This is a genomic window from Actinomycetota bacterium, assembly GCA_018333515.1.
Lineage (GTDB): Bacteria > Actinomycetota > Aquicultoria > Aquicultorales > Aquicultoraceae > Aquicultor.
In genome coordinates, this window is sequence record JAGXSZ010000023.1 from 34,758 (window position 1) to 54,531 (window position 19,774).

Genomic DNA, 19,774 nt, shown 5'->3' on the forward strand with positions numbered 1-19,774 from the left:
TTAAATCACCGCTTCGGCCTGGCGTGCGGCGTGGCAATTGAATGCGACCGCGACCGGCAGGCACGCGATGTGTGTCGGCATAGTCTCGATTTTCACGGTCAGCGCCGTTATTCGCCCGCCCAAACCCGCCGGGCCGATGCCGAGCTTATTTATCTCAGTCAACAGCTCCGCTTCGAGCTGCGCGATTCGCAGGTCGGGACTGCGGTCCGGAATCGGCCGCAACAGCGCTTTTTTCGCCAACAGACCCACCTTGTCGAAACTTCCCCCGATGCCGACGCCGACGATGATCGGAGGGCATGCTTTGGCGGCGTTCTCGGCGGCCTCCATTACGAACTCCTTGACCGCGGCGAGTTCGCCGGCGACCGAGAGCATCCTCAACTGCGAAGCGTTTTCGGTGCCGCCGCCTTTAGGCATTACGACGACGCGCACTTTATCCCCCGCTACCATATCGATGCTTACAAACGCCGGCGTGTTGTCGCCGGTGTTCCCGCGCTCGAAAAGCGGGCATGAGACGATAGATTTGCGCAGGTACCCATCGATATACGCCCTCCGCACGCCCTCGTCTATGGCTTGATAGACATTGCCGTGGAGAACGACCTCGCGCCCGATTTCCAAAAACACGGTCACATAGCCGGTGTCCTGGCAGATAGGAAGCTGCTCCACCACCGCCAGGTCGGCGTTTTTTATTATCTGCTCCATCACTTCGACGCCGGTCGGTGAGACCTCCATACCGAGCATCTCGTGGATAGCTTCGAGTACATCGGGCCTGAGAACCGTGTTCGCCTTCCGGCAGAGCCTATCGACGATTTCGGTTATGGTTAAAACAGGTATTTCTCGCAATGCTCTCTCCAACTACGTCCGGCTAACTTCAACTATATGACTATCGATTTGAATTCCGGCAACTCCGCCAGGAGCGTCTTGGCGCCCTTGACCGAATCGCGCATGGCCTCGGTCTCCGCGTCTGAAAGCGGTATCTCGACCGTTCCCTCGGCGCCGTCCTTGCCCAATCGCACCGGTAGGCCTATATAGAGTCCTTCGATGCCGTACTCGCCCCGCGCCAAAACCGAGCACGGGAGCACCTCTTTGGTGTCGTTTATAATAGCCTGGGCCATCTTGGCCGCGGCCGCGCCGGGCGCGTAGTAAGCGCTGCCGGTCTTTAAATACGAGACGATTTCGGCGCCGCCGAATTTCGTCCGGTCGATTATTTCATCTATTTTGTCCTGGGGCAAAAGCTCGACCAGTGGTCTCCCATCGACCGTCGTCTGGCTGACGACGGGAAGCATGGTGTCCCCATGCGCCCCGATGACCATGCCCTCGATACTCGACATCGGCGCTCCGAGCGCTTGGGATATGAAGAACTTATAGCGGGCGCTGTCTAACACGCCGCTCATACCGAGCACCCGGCGCGAATCGTGACCGGTAGCTTTATGCGCGAGCTGCGTCATCGCATCGGCCGGGTTGGTCACGATGATGATAAGCGCCTCGGGTGCGACGAGCGTGATGTTTGAGAGGACGACCTTTAAGATATCCGCGTTCTTGCAGAGCAAGTCGCTACGGCTCATACCCGGCTGACGGGCAAGCCCCGCGGTTACTATCGCGATATCCGAGCCTTCTATTTGAGCGTAATCGGCGGTGCCGGTGATACTCCTATCGTAGCCTTCGATGGCGCCCGCCTCCATCATGTCGAGGCTTTTGCCTTTCGCCAGACCATCGACGATATCGACGAGGACGACATCCGCGACGTCGTTTTTTACGAGCGTGTACGCGCAGGTTGCGCCGACATGCCCCGCGCCTACTATTGAGACCTTTGCCATTAAATCCTCCGGGTTGGTTCGTGGTTTCTTACTCCGCGACCGCCGCGACCTTTTCCTTCTTCTCTTTGGTCTCGCACTGCGGGTCGAGACAGAGCGTCCAGGGGCGGCCCTTGCCCGACATCACCTTTATCTTCGGCGTGCCGCACGGCGCGCACGTATCGCCGAGCGCCACTATCTCACCGAATTGCGGGAGCGGATACGAGCGGTCGCATTCCGGGTAGTTCGAGCATCCCGCGAAGCGCTTGCGGCTCTTCTTGGCCCGGATTATCTTGAGTTGGCCGCCGCAGTCCGGTCGCGGGCACGGCCCGAGAATCTTATCTTCGCGGATACCGGCGCGAATCTCCGCGCTCAGCTCCTCTTTCTTACTGTTCAGGGCGACCATGATGTCGGCGAGCATCTTGCGCGAGCGGTCGATTACTTCGCCCTTATCGGTCTCGCCCTTGGCGATGGCGTCCATGTCGTCTTCGAGGTCCGAGGTCATCTCGGGCCGGGCGATGCGCTCGGCGTATTTAAGGAGCGCATCGGCTACCGCCATACCGGTCTCGGTCGGCTGGATGGGGTCGCTGTGGACATAACCCCGGTCGTAGAGGTTCTTTATTATCTCGTGCCTGGTCGCTTTGGTGCCGAGGCCGAGGTCTTCCATCTTTTGAATCAGCTTGCCCTGGCTGTAGCGCGCGGGCGGCTGCGTCTCTTTCTCTTCGAGCACGGTGTCGTTTAGGGCGACCGTGTCCCCCTCTTTGACCGCCGGTACCTCCTCGTCCTTCTTGCGCGAGTAGTGATAGTACTTGAGCCACCCCGCCTCCAGCACGCGGCTTCCGCGCACGAAGAACGGCTCGCCGTTGGCATCGATATCTATTCGCATGCTCTCCGAGATCGAGACCGGGGCGAGCGTCGCGTAGAACCTGCGCACAACGAGTTCGTATACCTTCCACTCCTGCGCGTCGAGCTGGTCTTTGACCGGCACACCGGTCGGGTGTATCGGCGGGTGGTCCGTCGCGAACTTCTTGCCGCGCGTCGGCTTAAGCTCTTTTTGCTTCAGAAGCTCGGTGGCAAGCTTGCCCAATTGCGGGCTCTCTTCGAGCATCTCGAGCAGCTCGCGCAAGTTAAGCGACGGCGGGTATACGGTGTTGTCTACCCTTGGGTAGCTGATAAACCCGCGCATATAGAGACCCTCGGCGATACGCATCGAATTCGCCGTCGAAAGCCCGACGCTTGCCGCGGTCGTCAAAAACGCGGTCGTGTTAAACGGCGCCGGCGGTGCGGTCTCCCGCTGCGTGCTCGACACCGTAGTGACGGTTCCCGACTTCGCGCCCTTTAATCTATCCATAACGGCTTGCGCCGCGGCCTTATCCCAGAACTTTTCGGTCTTATGGCTCGCCAAAAACGCTTCTTTGTCGTGCTCGAACTCGGCTTTTATCTGCCAATACGGCTCGATTACGAAAGCATCGCGCTCTTTCTCTCTCTGTACTATGAGCGCCAGCGTCGGGCTCTGAACCCGTCCGACACCCAGAAATTGGCGGCCGAGCCTCAGGGAGGCCAACGAGATGAACCTGGTAAGCGTCGCTCCCCAAATCAAATCGATATCCTGTCTCGCCCTGCCCGCGTTGGCCAGGTTGAGATATAATTCGTCGAGTTCGCTAAAGGATTTCTCTATCTCCTGCTTGGTGATAGCCGAAAACCGCGCCCGTTTGACCTTGACCTTCGGGTTGACTTCTTTGATGAGATTGACGGCGTCGAGTCCGATGACCTCGCCCTCGCGGTCGAAGTCGGTAGCGATGATGACATCGCCGGCGTCTTTGGCCAACTTCTGCATCGCTTTGATGATTTGTTTCTGCATCGGCACTTTGATAATGTCGGCGTCGATTAGCGACTCAGGCGCCACGCTCTGCCAGTTGCTATACTCCGACGGGAAATCGACTTGGAGGATATTCCCTTTAAGGCCTATGACGGCCGTCTCTTTGCCCCTGACCGTATAGCGATAGACCGGAACGGTATAGATCTTTTCAGTCTTTGCTTTTCCACCCGACAGTATCTTGGCGATTTTTTCCGCGGAGATATTCTTCTCTGTGACAATCAGCTTCATCTAAATCATCCAACTCTTCTAGGTCGTGGTTTGCATTGATTTGCGAGAACATTATATGGTGTCGACACCTTTTAGGCAACACATGTCCTTGCGCCGTCATCGCCGGCACTAAACCGGTTTGACTGAAAGATACACAAAACGCGTTGTTAGCGCAAGTGTGTGGATACTATCCCCGTGCCGCGACCACTCGGCTTCGCCGCCGCGGTTATTCGAACTTGTTTATATATCGGGCAGTTTCAGGGGGAGTTTAATGCGCATGCCCGGCGCAGTCTTCGGTGTTGCCTTTGAGTACCTCTATGGCGTGCGGGAGCGCCGGCAAGATGACCTCTATGGACTCGCGCACCGCCTTCGGGCTACCGGGCAGGTTGACGATGACGGTGGTGCCCCGGATGCCGCTGACGGCACGCGAGAGCATCGCGTGAGGAGTGATTTGGAGACTAGCGTGGCGGATGGCCTCGACAAAGCCGGGCACGAGCCGTTCGATGACGGCGAGCGTCGCCTCGGGCGTCACATCGCGCGGCGCAAACCCGGTGCCCCCGGTCGTAAAGATAAGCTCCGCCTCGTCGAAGTCGGCGAGGTAGACCAGCCGCTCTTCGATAAGGTACCGCTCATCGGCGATTACCTGGTACGATATTACCTTAGCGCCCTCGGCCTCGACGATGCGCCGTATCTCGGGGCCGCTTGTATCCTCGCGCTCGCCCCGCGACCCTTTGTCGCTTATCGTTAAAATGCCGACTTTTACGTCTTTAAGCCTCATAGCTATCCCCCGACCCCCCGACCTTAACGGTGTCGCCCGTTTTGAGCGGCCCGCCCTCGATCACGCGGGCGAAAATGCCCTCTTTCGGCATGACACAATCGCCGGCTTGCCGATAGACGGCACACCTGGTATGACATTCCTTCCCGATTTGGGTTACCTCTAAAACAACATCCTCGCCGACCTTCAGCCTTGTTCCTATGGGCATCGCCGGCAGGTCGATGCCGGTCGTAGTCAGGTTCTCGGCAAAATCACCCGGCCCCACCGACAAACCCATCGAGACCATCTTGTCGATACTCTCCCGCGCGAGAAGGCTTACCTGGCGGTGCCAATCGGCGGCGTGCGCGTCGCCCTCGAGGCCGTGGCCAACGACGGCCGTCGCCCCGGCGACCGGCTTTTTACGCATGCCTTTCTTCTCGCTTATATTAATAGATATGATTTTCGCTGTTTTGTTCATACGTATAAGATCTTGTTGGGGCCCCGTAGGGGGCTCATGGAACTCTATCTATAGGGCCGAGACAAGCTCGGCCCCTACTTGGGCTCGGCCTCGGCTCGGTCTATAGGGCCGAGACAAGCTCGGCCCCTACTACTTACCGCCGGTCTTTTCGACCAGCTCGATGCCGCCGATGAGCATCCCCTTGTCGACCGCTTTGCACATGTCGTAGACGGTAAGCGCGGCGACCGAGACCGCGGTCAAGGCCTCCATCTCGACGCCGGTCCTGTCCATAGTCTTGACCGTCGCGATGATGCCGAGTTCCGTCTCACTCAACTTCGAAAAATTGATGTCGACCGCGGTTATCCGCAACGGGTGGCACATCGGGATGATGTCGCAGGTCTTCTTGGCCGCCATGACTCCCGCGACCTGCGCGACGTTTAGAACATCCCCTTTCTCGATGGCCCCATCCCTTATGAGCTGCATCGTCTCGGGCTTCATCGCCACCATTCCGCGCGCGATTGCGGTGCGCGCCGTTATCTCTTTGGCGCCCACGTCGACCATCCGCGCCCGACCTTCTTTGTTGAAATGCGTCAACACTTTGAGTTCTTCCTCGACTATCTTCCAGCGGTCCGCCATCTTATCCTCCAATCTGGTACATCAGCCGCTTGAGGTGCTCTTTCTCGTGAACGGCATGCCGCTCGGGTTTGGCGGCCAGTATCTCCCGGATAAATTCGATTGTCTCGTCCTTGCTTACGTTATCCCCGACCTTAGGGCGGATGTCAAACTCGTCGTCCGAGAAGAGACATGGCCGGACCTTGCCGTCGGGGGTGAGCCGCAGCCGGTTGCACGAGCCGCAGAAGTGATTACTGATGGGGCTGATAAAGCCGATGGTGCCGAGCGCGCCCGCAAAAGCGAAGTATGTCGCCGGACCGGCACCGGGCGGGCCCTCGACGGGGTCACCCGCGCCGTAGCGGGCAAGGTTTGCTTTGAACTCGTCCATAGAGACGTAAAGCGCGGGGTCCCATACTCCTACCGGCATATACTCGATGAACCGGACGTGCACCGGGTACTCGTGTATAATTTCGACGAACTCTTTGGGGTCGTCGTTTACCCCGCGCATCAAAACGGCGTTTACCTTGACCGGCTCAAACCCCAAATCGAGCGCTTTTTTAAGGCCGGCGAGCGCTTTATCGAGGTCGCCCACGCGGGTGAGACGCCGATATATGCCTGCGTCGAGGCTGTCGAGGCTGATGTTGACCCGCTTCAAACCCGCGGCTTTGAGGTCGTCGCCATAGTCCGGCAAGAGCAGCCCGTTGGTCGTAAGCGACATGTCGCGCAAGCCCGGTATCGCCGCCAACATCTTAACCAGGGCGACCGCGTCTTTTCGCACCAGCGGCTCGCCGCCGGTGAGGCGAATTTTGGTGATTCCCGCGGCGACAGCGGCGACAGCGAAGCGCTCTATCTCCTCGTAGCTTAGAATGTCGCGGTGCGCCTTGGCCTCAACCCCCGCCTTGGGCATACAGTACGAGCAGCGCAGGTTGCACCGGTCGGTCACGGATATTCTCAAATAATCTATCCTGCGGTTGAACCTATCGTAAAGCTCCACTCGGACTTCCCTCTGTTTCGCCTGGACGGCCTGTGCCGGCCAGGTATGACTTCTCTATCATATCCGCCACCCCGGCGGCGTCGTCTAACGCAAAATGCGGTCGCTCCACCGCGAAGTCGTTGTCGGTCACGACCGCGATGAGTTCATCTTCCTCACTTATAAATTCGCGGCTATGGTCTTTGCGGGAGACCTCTATCTTCGGAAAGCGTCCCCGTTTATATCCTTCGGTTAGCACCAGGTCGTAGCCCGGCCCCACCAGCGCGATTATCTCGTCGACCGCGAGTTCTTCATCGAGCCTCTTGACCATCGCCAGCTTGTGCGCCGAGGCGATGACGACCGCGTCGGCTCCCGCCCCGAAGTGGCGGTGGGTATCCTTTCCGGGATGATCCATCTCGAAATCGTGGACGTTGTGTTTTATGACGGCGACCCGGTAGCCGCGCCGTTTAAGCTCCTTGATGAGTTTTACGAGAAAGGTCGTCTTGCCGGCGTTCGATTTGCCGACGACCGAGATGACCGGTATCACTTAAAGCACCCCAGCTCACAGGCGTGAATCTTCACACCGAGTTCGTCGCAGGCATCGCCGACCATGCGCGCCGGCACGCCGAGGTCTTCGGCGACCTTGCGCGCCACCGTACACGATATCCGCTTGTCCGTCGCCGCCTCTTCGACTCGCTTCAAAACCTCTAAGGTTGGTTTGTCCATTGTCTCTATCTCCAATCTACCCTGAAATAGTCGCCGTAACCGGCTCCATAAGCTGCACCGTCACGGTATCACCGGGCTTTAACGCCATGTCTTCGGCGACCGTCGCGCGGACCATATTCCGGCGGCCCGACCGGTCGGCGAACGCTTCCTCAAAACCTATCAATACCGTCGATACCTCCTACTACATGCTGGTTACTTCCCCCGGATTCTCAGACCCCCCGTATAGAGCTGCGAATTTCGTCCCCGAACATATCCGACCAGCTCGACTCCGAGTTCGTAAGCTAAATCGATCGCCATATCGGTCGCCGCGGTCCGCGAAAGGATAATGGGGATACCCGCTTTCGCCGCTTTGACCACCACCTCGTATGAGATACGCCCGGTCGTCAACAGCATGACGTCCCGGTCGGCCTCATCGTCGAGAAACAAGCGTCCCAGAATCATGTCGACCGTGTTGTGGCGGCCGATATCCTGGCGCAACATCCACACCTTGTCATCCTTGACCAATGCCGAGGAGTGCATGCCGGGCCGGTGGCTCCGGCCTAAAAACTCTTTCATTAATTCCGGGATTCTCGCCGCCTCGACCGAAAAGCCCGAATCCGGCTTGCGGATGCCGCGCGTATCGCCGGGGTCGGTAAAGGAAAGCCCTTTGCCGCAACCGGAGGTCATAAAACGCCGGCCGGCCGTGACGCTCGCCCGCTGCCCGGCCTTTTTAAGTTCGATGCGCGCTTCGCCGAGACACGTATCGACGCGCAAACCCTTTATCTCATCGCGCGACTCCAAGATACCCTCGGCGACCATAAAACCACAAGCCAGCTCGTCGAGGTGCTCGAGGCTGCACTGCAACGTCACTAACTCCTCGCCGTCCAGATAGATGGTTACCGGGCGCTCTATCGGTGGGCGCCGGTCGTCTTTTTTGTTCTTAGCCATCAATTCGGCGATCCCATTTTCCGCCTTGTCCAGGTCGTTTGAGGTATTTACGTTTATAAATGTAACATCGGCTCCTTCGAGATGGGCAAGCTCCGAACTCCCCACAATCCAGACGTTGAGCCGTGGAAAAATCGCCGCCACCTTGCGCTCGCCGCGCGCGAGTACCTCATCGATAGCCGGAATGCAGCGTTTGCCGTAGAACGCGAAGAGCGGCTCAAGACCGCCGGCCGTCCTTGGAACCACAATGTCGGCCTGGCCGGTCAGCCCGGCCAAATACCGGATGACCCGCGGGTCGGCAAAGGGCATGTCTACGGCGAGGACGAAATTCGTCTCGTACGACGACTCCTTCAAGCCGGTGCCGATGCCGCCGAGCGGACCCTGGTTCGCGACGGCATCCATCACGACCTTGGCGCCGGTTATCTCCAAAGGAATAGGCTGGTTCGTGACGACGATGACCTCGCTGAAGAGCGCCGACACATTATTTACCGCGCGCAAGAGCAACGGCTCGCCGTCGAACTCGACCAGGTTCTTGTCGCGCCCCATGCGTCTGCTCTTGCCGCCGGCCACGATAATCGCGGCCATATTGAGTTTTCCGTCGCCCTCTTCCATAACCATACTATTATTATATTGATAACTTACTGTAAAATCCTAGCAATCCCCGCATAAAAGGGACTGCTACGCAAAATTTCTCCGCCCGCCGACCGGGACGCCGGCTACTCTCTCGATACCGCGTGCACATCGGTCGAATCGAACGACGTCGAAACGCGCATGCCTACCCGCAAGCCCATCTCATTGGCGGAGCGCTTGGTGACGAGGGCGACCAACGCAAACCCGCACTCCGTCACCGCGCGATAGAACGCGCCCATATCGTACAACTTGGTTATCTCGCCCTCGAAATGATTGCGCATGCCCGTCTGGCGCTCGCTGTGGTCGGCGGCGGCGATATAGACATTCTCGGGACGGACAAAGAGCCAGACCTTAGCGGTGAGACCTTCCCCGCCGGCGACCTCTATCTCTTGGCCTTCGACCTCGACGACGGTGACTCCGTCGCGCGCGCCGGCGACCCTGCCTTCGAGGATATTCTCGACGCCGACGAGGTCGGCGACCATCTCGTTTACCGGACGGTTCATCACCTCTTGCGCGGTGCCGACCTGCACGATTCGCCCTTCGTCCATCACGGCAATCCTGTCGGCGATCATTATCGCTTCGGTGCGCTGGTGGGTGACGTAGACCACGGTCACGTCGAGCCTATCGAGCACCTCCCGCAAGTCTTCGATGAGCGCCCTCTTAGTGGGAGGGTCGAGTGAGGCCATCGGCTCGTCGAGGAGTAAAAGCTCCGGTTCGAGGACGAGCGCTCGCGCAAGGGAGACGCGTTGCGCCTCGCCGCCGGAGAGATTGATCGAGGCACGCCCGAGTAAGTGCGCTACGTCCAGCATCCCGGCGACCTCGCGCACCCGGCTCGCTATCTCTTCCTTCGCGACTTTACGGACCTTCAGGCCGTAGGCGATATTATCGAAGACGGTCGTGTTAAAGAGGAGCGGCTCCTGGAAGACCATCGCCAGGCGCCGGCGGATATCGAGTTCGTCGCTAATCCCGCCGTTAAACGAAATCTTACCCGAAACCGGCTTCTCCAGCCGCGCGATAAGCTTCAAAAGCGTGCTCTTGCCGGCGCCGTTCGGGCCGATGACGGCGAGCACCTCGCCCCGCTCGATAACGAGGTCATCTATATCGGAGACGACCTTGTCCCCGTAGCGCTGCAAAAGATCGGCTATTCGGAGGTACGCTGCGCCCATGCGGCCGCCCCCCTCTGCTGGTAGTGCGTGAGCGCGTAGGTCGCGGCAAACGTGATGGTAAGAAGGATTAAACTCAAAGCTATCGCCCGGCTGAAATCGCCCCGGCCTACCTGCTCGACGATGGCGGTCGTCAAGACCCGCGTCTGCCCGCTGATATTGCCGCCGACCATCATCACCGCGCCTACCTCCGATATTATCGCGCCAAAGCCGGCTATCACGGCGACGAGCGCGGTAATCCGCGCCTCTTTAATTAACGTGAAAAGCATCTGTGTTTTGGTCGCGCCGAGCGCGAGCGCCTGCAACCTGATTTTCGGGTTGAGCTGCTGGATGGCCGAGATAATGACCCCGGTTACCAGCGGCAACGCGATTATGACCTGCGCGATGATAATCGCCGGGATAGAATACATCAGCCCTAAAAACCCGAGCGCGCCCGAGCGCCACAAAAAAATCGCCACGAAGAGGCCGACGACTACCGGCGGCAGTCCCATGCCGGCGTTGACGAGGCTTACTATAAGATTGCGCCCCGGAAACCTGGTGAGCGCGAGCAAAAACCCGAGCGGCACCCCCAAAATTATCGAGATAAACACCGCCGTCCCGGATGTCTGAAGCGAGCGCAGGGTCGCCTCGACGACCAGCGGGTCGCCGCTGAGTATCAATATGACGGCTTGTTTGAAGCCTTCGAAAAGCAAATCCATAACGTTAGCTCACTGTTTATGCCTTTGCGACGGGCGGGGTCTTCCAGCCCCGCCCGTCGGCGTAGCCCTGATTTGCATTATCGCCATTCAAGACTCTAGGTTTGAAAATTCTTTCTACTTCTTCGCGTCCGGCACGAAGAGTGCCTGGCCGAACTTATCCTTGCCGAACTCGCCGATAAGCTTCCGCCCCTCATCCGAGGTGAGAAAATCGATAAACTCCATCGCGCCGTCGTAGTTGACCTTCGGGAATTTGTCCGGGTTGACCGCGATGACGCCGTAGGGATTGAGAAGGTCTTTGCTCTTCTCTGTCAAAACGACGAGGTCGATATTGTCTTTCTGCACCAGATAGGTGCCGCGGTCGGCGAGCGTGTAGCCCTGCTTCTCGTTGGCTATGATGATGGTCTGCGCCATGCCCTGGCCGGTGCTGATGTACGAACCGCCTCCCGGCTTGAAATAGACATCATCCGTCTTGACGCCGGCCTGCTCCCAAATCTTGATTTCTTTCTTGTGGGTACCGGAGTCGTCGCCGCGCGATACAAACGGGTTGCTCGCCGGTAACGTGCTTTGCAACATGCTATGCAACCTGATTTTCTCGAACGCCGCAGCCGCATCGGCTGCGCCTTTGACGTTAGCCGGGTCGTTTGCCGGCCCGATGAGCACGAAATCGTTGTGCATGACGTCTTTTCTGACCCTGCCAAAGCCTGCGGCCATAAACTCGTCTTCGGACGCCCTGGCGTGCACGAGAAGTACATCGGCGTCGCCGCGCTCGCCCATCTTCAATGCCTCGCCGGTGCCGACCGCGACCGGTTTTACCGTTATCCCGGTCTTCTTGGTAAACGCCGGTAAAAGCTCATCCAAGAGGCCGGTATCTTTGGTGCTCGTAGTGGTCGCCAAGATTAGCGTCTGGTTAGACTTGGCCGCGCTTTTTTTGGCCGTGGTCGTAGTTGTGGCATCGGTGGCTTGCTGAGCCGAACAACCGGCAATCGCCATAACCGCCGTCGTAAGGACTATTGCGAGCAATACTAATACAATTCTTTTCAATCCTACTCCTCCTCTGATAATCATCAAAACAAAAAAGGCGCCAGTCTCCGCGCGTGGACAGACTGGTGCCTAAATAAACAGGCTCCTTTCCAAACACGGGAGGCCACGCCGTTTCCAGCTTGACCCTGGCTGGGTGCTCACTTGCTGTCACACCCAAGCGCCCTCATCCCATAGCCTGCGCCTTAGGAATTTCGGGTCGGAGTCTAAAATATGCGTATATAGCTAATAAAATACAATATAGCAATTTGTTAACGGTGGCAAGTAGCTGCGGGGTTGTGCTTCTACGGTTTTATCTCATCGACATCCAACGCTTCGATGAAGGACAAGAACGCGCCTGCCGACCGGGTCGGGACATGCTTGCTTACGACCAGATAGAGGTCGCGCGTGAAAGAGAAGCCCGGTATCTTAACGGTGACGAGTTCGCCGAGCTTCAGCGAACGCTCCGCCGCCCACTTGGAGACGATAGATACGCCGAGGCCGGCGCTGACCGCGTTTACCACAGCCTCGGTGCTGCCCAGCTCCATCACCACGTTGAAATCGTCGAAACTCATGCCGTGCGTAGTCAAGAAGCCCTCGATAGTCTGCCTGGTGCCGGAGCCCCGCTCCCTTATAATGAAGTCCGCGTTCCGCAGGTCCTCAAGGGTCACCGCTCGCTGTTTCGCCAGCTCATGGTCGGAAGGTGTGATAAATACCAGCTCATCGTGGAGAAAGGCCCGTGACGTCAACTGGCCGGAGCTGAACTTGGCGCCGATGAGGCCCACCTGCAGCTCCCCTGAAATGACCTGCTCGGCTATGTCGTTCGTGTCGCTTATCTTCAGTGTTATCAAAACATCCGGGAACTCGCGTTTGAATCTGCCGAGAAGTTTCGGGAGAACGTACTCGCCCGGAATCGTGCTCCCGCCGACCGCCAGGCGCCCCTTAACGGATTCGCCCAACTCGTCGAGCTGGTGCTGGACATTGTCGATTTGAGTCACTATCTGCAACGCGCTCGGGTAGAAGAGCTTGCCCGCTTCGGTAAGTTGTACTTTCTTGGTGCGCCGGTCGAGAAGCTCGACCCCTACGAACTCTTCGAGAGCTTGGATTTGCAGGCTTACCGCGGGCTGCGACACACCCATCGACCTTGCGGCCGCCGAAAACGTACCCTTCTCGACGATGCTGACAAAAGCTCTAAGCTGGTTTATGTTCATCATATCCTCCAATAATTATTTATTATCATTATCGAACACATTATTTCTTATCATTATAGCAATTTTTAATACTCGGCGCCAATTTTGTCAAGATGAAAACCGGCCTTTTATGTGCGCAAAACGGCCTGGACTGCGCCGCAAATCCTAAGAACATCGCACCGATCAAATGCTTGATTATTTGTTCGAAGCCCTATATCATAAAGTTAACCATTTTACTTAAGTTTATAGACATGCACGGAGGGTGAAAAGCAGCTTACCAGAAGGGCGGAGTACGCCATACGGACGATGCTCGACATCGCAAGCAACCTCGATGAACAGCCGTTGATGTCTAAAGAGATTGCGGCGCGCCAAGATATCCCGCCGAATTTTCTTATTCAGATAGTCCCCGAATTGCGCTCGGCGGGTCTCATACACACCGTTCGCGGGAGCGGCGGCGGCATCTACCTGACGAAAAAACCTTCTGAAATCTCGCTCCGCTACATCGTCGAGGCCATCGAGGGGCCGATCGCTCTCAACCAGTGCCTTATCGGAGAAGCGAGCTGTTCGCGCAAGTCTAAGTGCCCCATCCATGAGGTCTGGGGGCTTGCGCAAAAGCAGATGCTCGCGGTGCTCGAAGCGACGACCCTCGCCGGGCTCATGGACCAGTCGCAAACCGGTAAAAAAGCGGGCAAAACAAGCGCGGCTACCGCTGTCTCGGCCAAAATAAACAACGAGGTCGAGCTGGAAGTATAGCGGCCGCCGGCGTGTGAGGTTATAAGGATGAGCGACAGGAGCGCCTCAATCGTAACGATTGTCTTGATGTTAGCCGTCGTATCGCTGGTTGGTTACTCCTACCTGCGAGAATATGATATGCTCCCCGGCTTCGTGCAAGTAGCGCAACTCTCGGCCGGCGACGGACAAAATAAACCGGCTGAAGTAGCCGCGCCCTCCGGCGCTATGCCCGCGTGCGTCTGCCATAGCAAGAAGCCCGCGATGGTAAAGATGCACGACGCGCTCGACGGCGAAGACTGCGGCAAATGCCACTCCTCGAAAGAAAACCTGATGGACCCGGGGCGCCCCGCGTCGAGCAAACAGGCGCTTGAGCAACGACGGATAAACGAGGTTATCTGCGCGGATTGCCATAGAGACGGTAAAACCGTGGTTAAAAAACGCCCTAAAGACAAGACCAAGATATCGAACGCCCTCTTCTGCCCAAAATGTAAAAAGCAGCTCTCGCCGGCGGATGCCGATTGTGGTGATTGCGGCGGTAAACTCGAAGCAGCCGGTGACGGATGGGCCTGTACCGCGTGTGGGCCGCTGGTCGACATCGATAAAGTCGCGGCGATGTCTAAGGAAAAACCGAGCAACGACATTTGCGCGATGTGCCACTACGACCGGCAAGAACTCGCCGCCACCCACCGGAATATCGGCGCTTTCGATAAGAGCGTGACGACGGTAGCGGGCGGTCTGAGCAACTGCCTTGCCTGTCACGAATCTCATAACCAGTGTGGCGAGTGCCATTTCTAGGGTATACTTATTATTAATCTACATTAACTGCTGTTATAATCTTGGTAAGATGTTTTAAGCCGTGAGCTAAACGACCGGCGTTTGAGAGGTTGATAAGGGGGCTGTTAAGATGGCGGTTACAAAAGATATGACCATATCGGACTGTGTCGAACTCTACCCGGAGACAATCGAGGTCTTTGTCGAACACGGCCTCTCCTGCTTCGGATGCGCGGTGTCGAGACTTGAAAACATAGAGCAGGGCGCGGCGCTCCACGGAATCGACCCCGACCAACTCGTGGCGGAGCTGAACGCCGCGATAGAAGCGGAAGCCGCGAGCCAAGATTAGGCCGCAATCACTCCCGGTACAGGTCGACCAAGAAACGAAATCGGACAAGAAGGGCGTGTTATGAACTTCGGAATCACCGATCTTTTTTTCGTACTATTTTTAATCTCCTTTATAGTACCCATGGTCCAAAAGAGGCTTTTGGAGTCACGCAGGCTGCAACTGATCCACAACATCGAGGGCAGTCGCAAGAGCAGGCTTATAACTCTCATCCATCGCCAAGAGGCGCTCAGCTTCTTAGGAATCGCTTTCGCGCGCTTCATCGACATCGAAGACTCCGAGCAGATAATGCGAGCTATTCGCCTCACCGACCCTAACGTGCCAATCGACATCGTCCTCCATACGCCGGGCGGGCTCGTCTTGGCGTCGGAACAGATATCTTGGGCAATCAGGCGGCACCCGGCTAAAGTCACCGTTTTTGTGCCGCACTATGCGATGTCGGGCGGGACGCTCATCGCGCTCGGCGCCGACGAGATAATCATGGACGAGAACGCGGTGCTCGGCCCGGTCGACCCGCAACTCGGGGATACGCGCGGCGGGTCATACCCGGCGGCCTCGATTCTCGCCGCTATGGCAGTCGACAACCCCAACCGCGACGACCACACGATAATCCTCGCCGACATCGCCAAGAAAGCCATCGACCAAGTCAGGGACTTTATATACGCGCTGATAAAAGAGACTATGGATAAAGACGAGGCCTTGCGTCTTGCAACGACGATGAGCGAAGGACGCTGGACGCACGATTATCCCATAACCGTCGCCGAGGCTAAAGAACTCGGCCTGCCGGTAAGGGCGGACTTGCCGAAAGAATTTCACCAGCTCATGCAATTATATCCGCAAGCCCAGCAACGGCGGCCTTCCGTCGAATATGTCCCCGTCCCCTACCGGACGCCGCCGGTCCCGCGCGATAAAGGGCGCTAAACCGGCGCCGGACAAGTTTCTAATAGATCGAAATTGGTTATATCTTTGCTTATCGCTATAGTCATTTTCAGGGTAGTATTCGCGAGGGGTGATCAACGATATGCAGGCACAGCGCATTTCAAAGATAAACAAAAGAGACGGGCGTACCGTCGATTTTGAAAAAGGCAAAATCGCAAACGCCATAGAGAAAGCGCTCAACGCCACGGGCACGCAAGACGGAAGGCTCGCAGCCGAGCTGGCCAAGAAGGTCGTCTTGCTGCTCGAGTCGAAAGCAGGCGCCTTGCCGGTGCTCTCCGTCGAAGAGGTCCAAGACGCGGTCGAGCGAGTCCTGAGCGAGAAAGGCCTGTACGAAGTCGCCAAAGCATATATCCTCTACCGGCAGATGAGGGCCAACGTGCGCTCGGCCCGCCAATTCGTCGGAGTGCCCGTCGACGACCTCAAAGTGAGCGTAAACGCCGCGAAAGTGCTGAGCCACCGCTATCTCCTCAAAGACGACCAAGGAAGAACCATCGAGACCCCGAGCCGGCTCTTCAGGCGGGTCGCAATCGCGGTCGCCGCAGTCGAAAAGCTCTACGACGCCGACGCCGACGTCAAAACGCTCGAAGAGGCCTTCTATAACCTAATGGCCGGGTTCGAGTTCATTCCAAACTCGCCGACCCTTATGAACGCGGGCACCTCTATGGGCCAGCTCGCGGCCTGTTTTGTGATTCCGGTCGAAGACTCGATACCGGCCATTTTCGATTCCGTAAAACACATGGCTATCATCCATCAGAGCGGAGGCGGGACCGGTTTTTCGTTTTCGCGGTTGCGTCCCAAAGGCGACCTGGTCAAATCGACCAAAGGCGTAGCGTCGGGCCCGCTATCTTTCATGCGGGTATTCGATGTCGCGACCGATGTCATCAAGCAGGGCGGGCGGCGGCGCGGCGCCAACATGGGCATCTTGCGCTGCGACCATCCCGATATCATAGAGTTCATCACCGCTAAGAAAAAAGAGGGCTTTCTCGATAACTTCAACATCTCGGTCGCGGTCACCGATGCGTTCATGGAAGCGGTCGCCGCCGGGGGCGACATCGACCTCATCAACCCGCGTACCGGCGAGACCACCGGTACGGCGGCGGCGAAAGAACTCTTCGACTTGATAGTAGCGATGGCCTGGACGACCGGCGACCCCGGCCTCTTCTTCATCGACCGCGCCAACGCGGCCAACCCCACCCCCGACGCAGGCGAATTCGAGAGCACGAATCCATGCGGTGAAATTCCTTTACTGCCCAATGAACCGTGCAATCTCGGCTCGATCAACCTCCACAAGATGGTTCGGGGGGGTGCTGTCGACTGGGACAAGCTCAAAGAGACGGTGCGGCTCTCGGTGCGCTTCCTCGACAACGTCATAGACGCGGGCAAATACCCGCTGCCCCAGATAGACTATATGGCCAAAGCCAACCGCAAAATCGGCCTCGGCGTGATGGGCTTCGCCGAGCTGCTCCTGGAACTGGCGATTGCGTATGACTCGGAGGATGCGCTCGATATCGCGGAGCGCGTCATGAGATTCGTCTACGAGGAGGCGATTGCCGCCTCGGCCGAGCTGGCGCGCACGCGCGGCTCCTTCCCCAACTTCAAAGGGAGCAAATGGGATGCGGCGGGCTACGAGATGATGCGCAACGCTACCCTGACCACGGTCGCGCCGACGGGCACTATAAGCATCATCGCCAACACCAGCAGCGGCATCGAGCCCCTCTTCGCCGTCTCCTACGCCCGCGAAGTAATGGAGGGAACGACGCTCCTCGAGGTCGACCCGGTCTTCGAGAAGGTCGCGCGGGAGCGCGGATTCCACAGCCAAGACCTGATGATGAAAATCGCCAAACACGGCACGATTCAAGCGATGGAAGAGATACCCGAGGATGTAAGGCGCGTCTTTGTGACGGCTCTCGATATCGAACCGGCGTGGCACGTGCGAATACAGGCGGCGTTCCAAAAACATGTGGACAACGCGGTCTCCAAAACGGTCAACCTTCCGGAAAACGCGACGCTCGAAGATGTGCGCAAGGTCTTTGTCCTCGCCTACGAGCTGGGCTGCAAAGGAATCACCGCATACCGGTATGGGAGCAAAAAAGAGCAAGTCCTCTATGTCGGCAGGCCCGAAGATAGAAAGATAATCGACCAGCCGGTAACGGCGGCATCGGAATACTCCGGCGGCTGCCCGTGGGGATATTGCCCGCTCTAGCAACGACCGCCTTACGGGGTGTCTTCGTCTTCCAGCGCGCCTTCCTCATCTTCGTCGTCGGCGACGAAGTTCTTCGAATCGAGCAGCTCCAGCGCGCGTTCGAGGTCTTCTTCGAGGACATAGACCACTCTAAGCAAGGCCGACATCGGAAACTCGAGCGGCGCCGCTTTTATGACCGTGTGAATACCATGAGAAGAGAGCAGCGAATTGACCATCTCCGCCTCTACTTCATTTTCTACTGCCGTAAGCTCCACTAATCCAGACATATCTTCATTGTAGGGCAATATCGCGTGGGTGGAAATAGCCGGTTGCCCTAACTTCTACCCGCGTTTTATGTCGGGGCCGAACAAGCGCCAGAGCATCTTCGGGGTGAATACATCGAGGGGTCGCGCGGTGCCCATCATCACGCTGACGAACTTACCCGCGAAATCGGGGTTTAGCCTCGCTTTTACGACTACCCTGTTCATCAGCGAAGGTCGCGCCAACGACTCGCGCAAAAACTCGTAGATGCGGTGGTCGATTAAGAACGCCTTATCGAGCGCCTTTTTGTAAGGGGCCAGGCCGCCGGCTGAGACATCGCCCTTATCGAGCGCTTCCTTTATCACATCCGCCGCTATCTCACCGCTCTCCAGGGCATATGCTATCCCCTCACCGCTCATAGGACTGATAAGGCCGGCGGCGTCACCGGTCAAGACGAGTCCGTCGGCGACCACATCATGCCTCCCGTACCCCATACGCAGGTAAGCACCCTTAACGTCGGTCGTCGCCACCGCGTCGCTGAGATCGATCGGGTACGTCTTCTTCTCCGACATAAACCAACCCAATAGCCGGCGCGCGTCTATTTTGCCCTCTTTCATCACGCGGGTGCTTAAGCCGATACCGATATTCGCCGACTGTTCGCCGGTCGGGAATATCCAAGCGTATCCCTCGCGTATCTTGTCTTCAATAAAGATGTTAATGCAATCGTCGAGGTTTTTGACCCCGTCGTAGTAGGCCCGCACCGCGAAGGCGTGCGGCTTAACACAATCGATGCCGGTCTTGGCGGCGAACGTGCCGAGCGTGCCGTCCGCGCAGACGATAACGCGACAACCGATTTGACGCTCTCCGTCCTCGTCTTCGACTAGAATGCCCGCTACGGCCCCGCCCACACGCACCGGCTCGATCGCCTTGGTCTCAGTCGCGACCCGCGCCCCGGCGGCTCGGGCCGTCTCCGCCAGCTTGAGGTCGAGGTCCTTTCTCGACATTATGTAAGAGCAAGGCCGCAAAGTGTCCTCGCTCGGGATGCCCGCTTCAAAGTAATCCCCGTTGTTCAAAAATAGCCGGACGCGGTCGCACCGGTAGGAACCGTTTTGGATGAGCCAACCCTCCAAGCCCATCTTATCGAGAACCTCGATACCGCGCGGTCCCAGCCCGTCACCGCAGGTCTTCTCGCGCGGGAGCTTGCTCTTATCGAACAGTAGAACTTCAACACCGCGCCGCGCCAGAAAGTACGCGGCCGCCGAGCCCGAAGGTCCGGCCCCCACGACGACGACATCGACTTTTTCCATACCGAACCCACCGTTATCATCTCGATTGGAAGCCTAAGCTTAAGTGCGCGCGGCTCGGCGCACACCCGCAAGCCATCCTTGGCTTAATTGGATGTCTCCAACGTAAATTCCTGCAATCCCTGAAGCCTTATATGGAAGGGATAGCTAAGATTTTAGCGACCGCTAAATCGATCGAGTTAGAACGAACTCGAGTTCGGGATGTCGGCGACGGCTCAGCAC

Annotated in this window: 22 protein-coding genes and 1 riboswitch; of the genes, 5 read left to right on the forward strand and 17 right to left on the reverse strand. The window is 57.8% G+C overall.

All coding sequences use genetic code 11. The annotated features are described in order from the left end of the window. From KGZ93_05695 to KGZ93_05765, 15 genes are all read right to left on the reverse strand, one after another. Window positions 1-840, reverse strand: coding sequence for a fumarate hydratase (locus KGZ93_05695; GenBank protein ID MBS3909101.1), 840 nt, complete (start codon window positions 838-840; stop codon window positions 1-3). A 32-nt stretch (window positions 841-872) separates the two neighbouring features. Further along, window positions 873-1,814: a malate dehydrogenase gene (gene mdh, locus KGZ93_05700; protein ID MBS3909102.1), complete on the reverse strand. Its 942-nt coding sequence runs from the start codon at window positions 1,812-1,814 to the stop codon at window positions 873-875. 28 nt (window positions 1,815-1,842) lie between these two features. Next, a complete protein-coding gene (locus KGZ93_05705; GenBank protein MBS3909103.1) occupies window positions 1,843-3,897 on the reverse strand; it encodes a DNA topoisomerase I in 2,055 nt (684 codons plus the stop codon). 247 nt (window positions 3,898-4,144) lie between these two features. Then, window positions 4,145-4,654 carry a molybdopterin adenylyltransferase gene (gene mog, locus KGZ93_05710; GenBank protein MBS3909104.1) on the reverse strand — a complete coding sequence of 170 codons (510 nt, stop codon included), beginning with the start codon at window positions 4,652-4,654 and terminating at the stop codon, window positions 4,145-4,147. After that, window positions 4,644-5,108, reverse strand: a complete 465-nt coding sequence (locus KGZ93_05715; protein MBS3909105.1) for an MOSC domain-containing protein — start codon at window positions 5,106-5,108, stop codon at window positions 4,644-4,646. Before KGZ93_05715 ends, mog begins: the two co-directional genes overlap by 11 nt. Window positions 5,109-5,237: 129 nt before the next feature. Beyond that, entirely contained in the window at window positions 5,238-5,723 is a 486-nt protein-coding gene (gene moaC / locus KGZ93_05720; GenBank protein MBS3909106.1) for a cyclic pyranopterin monophosphate synthase MoaC, read from the reverse strand. A 1-nt stretch (window position 5,724) separates the two neighbouring features. Continuing rightward, window positions 5,725-6,693: a GTP 3',8-cyclase MoaA gene (gene moaA, locus KGZ93_05725; GenBank protein MBS3909107.1), complete on the reverse strand. Its 969-nt coding sequence runs from the start codon at window positions 6,691-6,693 to the stop codon at window positions 5,725-5,727. After that, a complete protein-coding gene (mobB, locus tag KGZ93_05730) occupies window positions 6,677-7,216 on the reverse strand; it encodes a molybdopterin-guanine dinucleotide biosynthesis protein B (GenBank protein MBS3909108.1) in 540 nt (179 codons plus the stop codon). The genes moaA and mobB overlap by 17 nt, the downstream gene beginning before the upstream one ends. Then, entirely contained in the window at window positions 7,213-7,395 is a 183-nt protein-coding gene (locus KGZ93_05735; protein ID MBS3909109.1) for a hypothetical protein, read from the reverse strand. The genes mobB and KGZ93_05735 overlap by 4 nt, the downstream gene beginning before the upstream one ends. Before the next feature lie 16 nt (window positions 7,396-7,411). Next, window positions 7,412-7,558, reverse strand: a complete 147-nt coding sequence (locus KGZ93_05740) for a hypothetical protein (protein ID MBS3909110.1) — start codon at window positions 7,556-7,558, stop codon at window positions 7,412-7,414. A 29-nt stretch (window positions 7,559-7,587) separates the two neighbouring features. Then, complete coding sequence (gene fdhD, locus KGZ93_05745) at window positions 7,588-8,931, reverse strand: formate dehydrogenase accessory sulfurtransferase FdhD (protein ID MBS3909111.1); 1,344 nt, start codon at window positions 8,929-8,931, stop codon at window positions 7,588-7,590. Window positions 8,932-9,035: 104 nt separating this feature from the next. Continuing rightward, window positions 9,036-10,115, reverse strand: coding sequence for an ABC transporter ATP-binding protein (locus tag KGZ93_05750; protein MBS3909112.1), 1,080 nt, complete (start codon window positions 10,113-10,115; stop codon window positions 9,036-9,038). Continuing rightward, on the reverse strand, window positions 10,091-10,810 hold the full coding sequence (locus tag KGZ93_05755; GenBank protein MBS3909113.1) for an ABC transporter permease: 720 nt from the start codon (window positions 10,808-10,810) through the stop codon (window positions 10,091-10,093). Before KGZ93_05755 ends, KGZ93_05750 begins: the two co-directional genes overlap by 25 nt. A 114-nt stretch (window positions 10,811-10,924) precedes the next feature. Beyond that, a complete protein-coding gene (locus KGZ93_05760; GenBank protein MBS3909114.1) occupies window positions 10,925-11,851 on the reverse strand; it encodes a substrate-binding domain-containing protein in 927 nt (308 codons plus the stop codon). Between the two features lie 66 nt (window positions 11,852-11,917). Further along, a riboswitch (molybdenum cofactor riboswitch) is annotated at window positions 11,918-12,065 on the reverse strand. A gap of 67 nt (window positions 12,066-12,132) precedes the next feature. Next, window positions 12,133-13,038 carry a LysR family transcriptional regulator gene (locus KGZ93_05765; protein ID MBS3909115.1) on the reverse strand — a complete coding sequence of 302 codons (906 nt, stop codon included), beginning with the start codon at window positions 13,036-13,038 and terminating at the stop codon, window positions 12,133-12,135. 285 nt (window positions 13,039-13,323) lie between these two features. Here KGZ93_05765 and KGZ93_05770 point away from each other — a divergent pair, with 285 nt between their 5' ends. The 5 genes from KGZ93_05770 to KGZ93_05790 all read left to right on the forward strand — a co-directional run bounded on the left by KGZ93_05770 (window position 13,324) and on the right by KGZ93_05790 (window position 18,008). Beyond that, on the forward strand, window positions 13,324-13,770 hold the full coding sequence (locus KGZ93_05770; GenBank protein MBS3909116.1) for an Rrf2 family transcriptional regulator: 447 nt from the start codon (window positions 13,324-13,326) through the stop codon (window positions 13,768-13,770). 27 nt (window positions 13,771-13,797) lie between these two features. Next, window positions 13,798-14,544: a hypothetical protein gene (locus tag KGZ93_05775; GenBank protein MBS3909117.1), complete on the forward strand. Its 747-nt coding sequence runs from the start codon at window positions 13,798-13,800 to the stop codon at window positions 14,542-14,544. A 109-nt stretch (window positions 14,545-14,653) separates the two neighbouring features. Next, window positions 14,654-14,869, forward strand: coding sequence for a DUF1858 domain-containing protein (locus KGZ93_05780; GenBank protein MBS3909118.1), 216 nt, complete (start codon window positions 14,654-14,656; stop codon window positions 14,867-14,869). A 60-nt stretch (window positions 14,870-14,929) separates the two neighbouring features. Next, window positions 14,930-15,787 (forward strand): hypothetical protein, encoded by an 858-nt coding sequence (locus KGZ93_05785; protein MBS3909119.1) that lies wholly within the window; start codon window positions 14,930-14,932, stop codon window positions 15,785-15,787. Between the two features lie 100 nt (window positions 15,788-15,887). Next, window positions 15,888-18,008: a vitamin B12-dependent ribonucleotide reductase gene (locus KGZ93_05790; protein ID MBS3909120.1), complete on the forward strand. Its 2,121-nt coding sequence runs from the start codon at window positions 15,888-15,890 to the stop codon at window positions 18,006-18,008. An 11-nt stretch (window positions 18,009-18,019) separates the two neighbouring features. On the opposite strand, the gene KGZ93_05795 is transcribed toward KGZ93_05790, so the two are convergent. After that, window positions 18,020-18,274 carry a DUF2007 domain-containing protein gene (locus KGZ93_05795; protein MBS3909121.1) on the reverse strand — a complete coding sequence of 85 codons (255 nt, stop codon included), beginning with the start codon at window positions 18,272-18,274 and terminating at the stop codon, window positions 18,020-18,022. A gap of 54 nt (window positions 18,275-18,328) precedes the next feature. Then, on the reverse strand, window positions 18,329-19,555 hold the full coding sequence (locus KGZ93_05800; GenBank protein ID MBS3909122.1) for a geranylgeranyl reductase family protein: 1,227 nt from the start codon (window positions 19,553-19,555) through the stop codon (window positions 18,329-18,331). Window positions 19,556-19,774: the final 219 nt, after the last annotated feature.

Coding starts and splice junctions, on each gene's coding strand:
- mog (MBS3909104.1), bottom strand. CDS start 4,654: ATGAGGCTTAAAGACGTAAAAGTCGGCATTTTAACGATAAGCGACAAA.
- mdh (MBS3909102.1), bottom strand. CDS start 1,814: ATGGCAAAGGTCTCAATAGTAGGCGCGGGGCATGTCGGCGCAACCTGC.
- KGZ93_05790 (MBS3909120.1), top strand. CDS start 15,888: ATGCAGGCACAGCGCATTTCAAAGATAAACAAAAGAGACGGGCGTACC.
- KGZ93_05800 (MBS3909122.1), bottom strand. CDS start 19,555: ATGGAAAAAGTCGATGTCGTCGTCGTGGGGGCCGGACCTTCGGGCTCG.
- KGZ93_05775 (MBS3909117.1), top strand. CDS start 13,798: ATGAGCGACAGGAGCGCCTCAATCGTAACGATTGTCTTGATGTTAGCC.
- KGZ93_05780 (MBS3909118.1), top strand. CDS start 14,654: ATGGCGGTTACAAAAGATATGACCATATCGGACTGTGTCGAACTCTAC.
- KGZ93_05785 (MBS3909119.1), top strand. CDS start 14,930: ATGAACTTCGGAATCACCGATCTTTTTTTCGTACTATTTTTAATCTCC.
- KGZ93_05735 (MBS3909109.1), bottom strand. CDS start 7,395: ATGGACAAACCAACCTTAGAGGTTTTGAAGCGAGTCGAAGAGGCGGCG.
- moaC (MBS3909106.1), bottom strand. CDS start 5,723: ATGGCGGACCGCTGGAAGATAGTCGAGGAAGAACTCAAAGTGTTGACG.
- KGZ93_05795 (MBS3909121.1), bottom strand. CDS start 18,274: ATGTCTGGATTAGTGGAGCTTACGGCAGTAGAAAATGAAGTAGAGGCG.
- KGZ93_05705 (MBS3909103.1), bottom strand. CDS start 3,897: ATGAAGCTGATTGTCACAGAGAAGAATATCTCCGCGGAAAAAATCGCC.
- KGZ93_05765 (MBS3909115.1), bottom strand. CDS start 13,038: ATGAACATAAACCAGCTTAGAGCTTTTGTCAGCATCGTCGAGAAGGGT.
- KGZ93_05755 (MBS3909113.1), bottom strand. CDS start 10,810: ATGGATTTGCTTTTCGAAGGCTTCAAACAAGCCGTCATATTGATACTC.
- KGZ93_05770 (MBS3909116.1), top strand. CDS start 13,324: ATGCTCGACATCGCAAGCAACCTCGATGAACAGCCGTTGATGTCTAAA.
- fdhD (MBS3909111.1), bottom strand. CDS start 8,931: ATGGAAGAGGGCGACGGAAAACTCAATATGGCCGCGATTATCGTGGCC.
- KGZ93_05750 (MBS3909112.1), bottom strand. CDS start 10,115: ATGGGCGCAGCGTACCTCCGAATAGCCGATCTTTTGCAGCGCTACGGG.
- KGZ93_05715 (MBS3909105.1), bottom strand. CDS start 5,108: ATGAACAAAACAGCGAAAATCATATCTATTAATATAAGCGAGAAGAAA.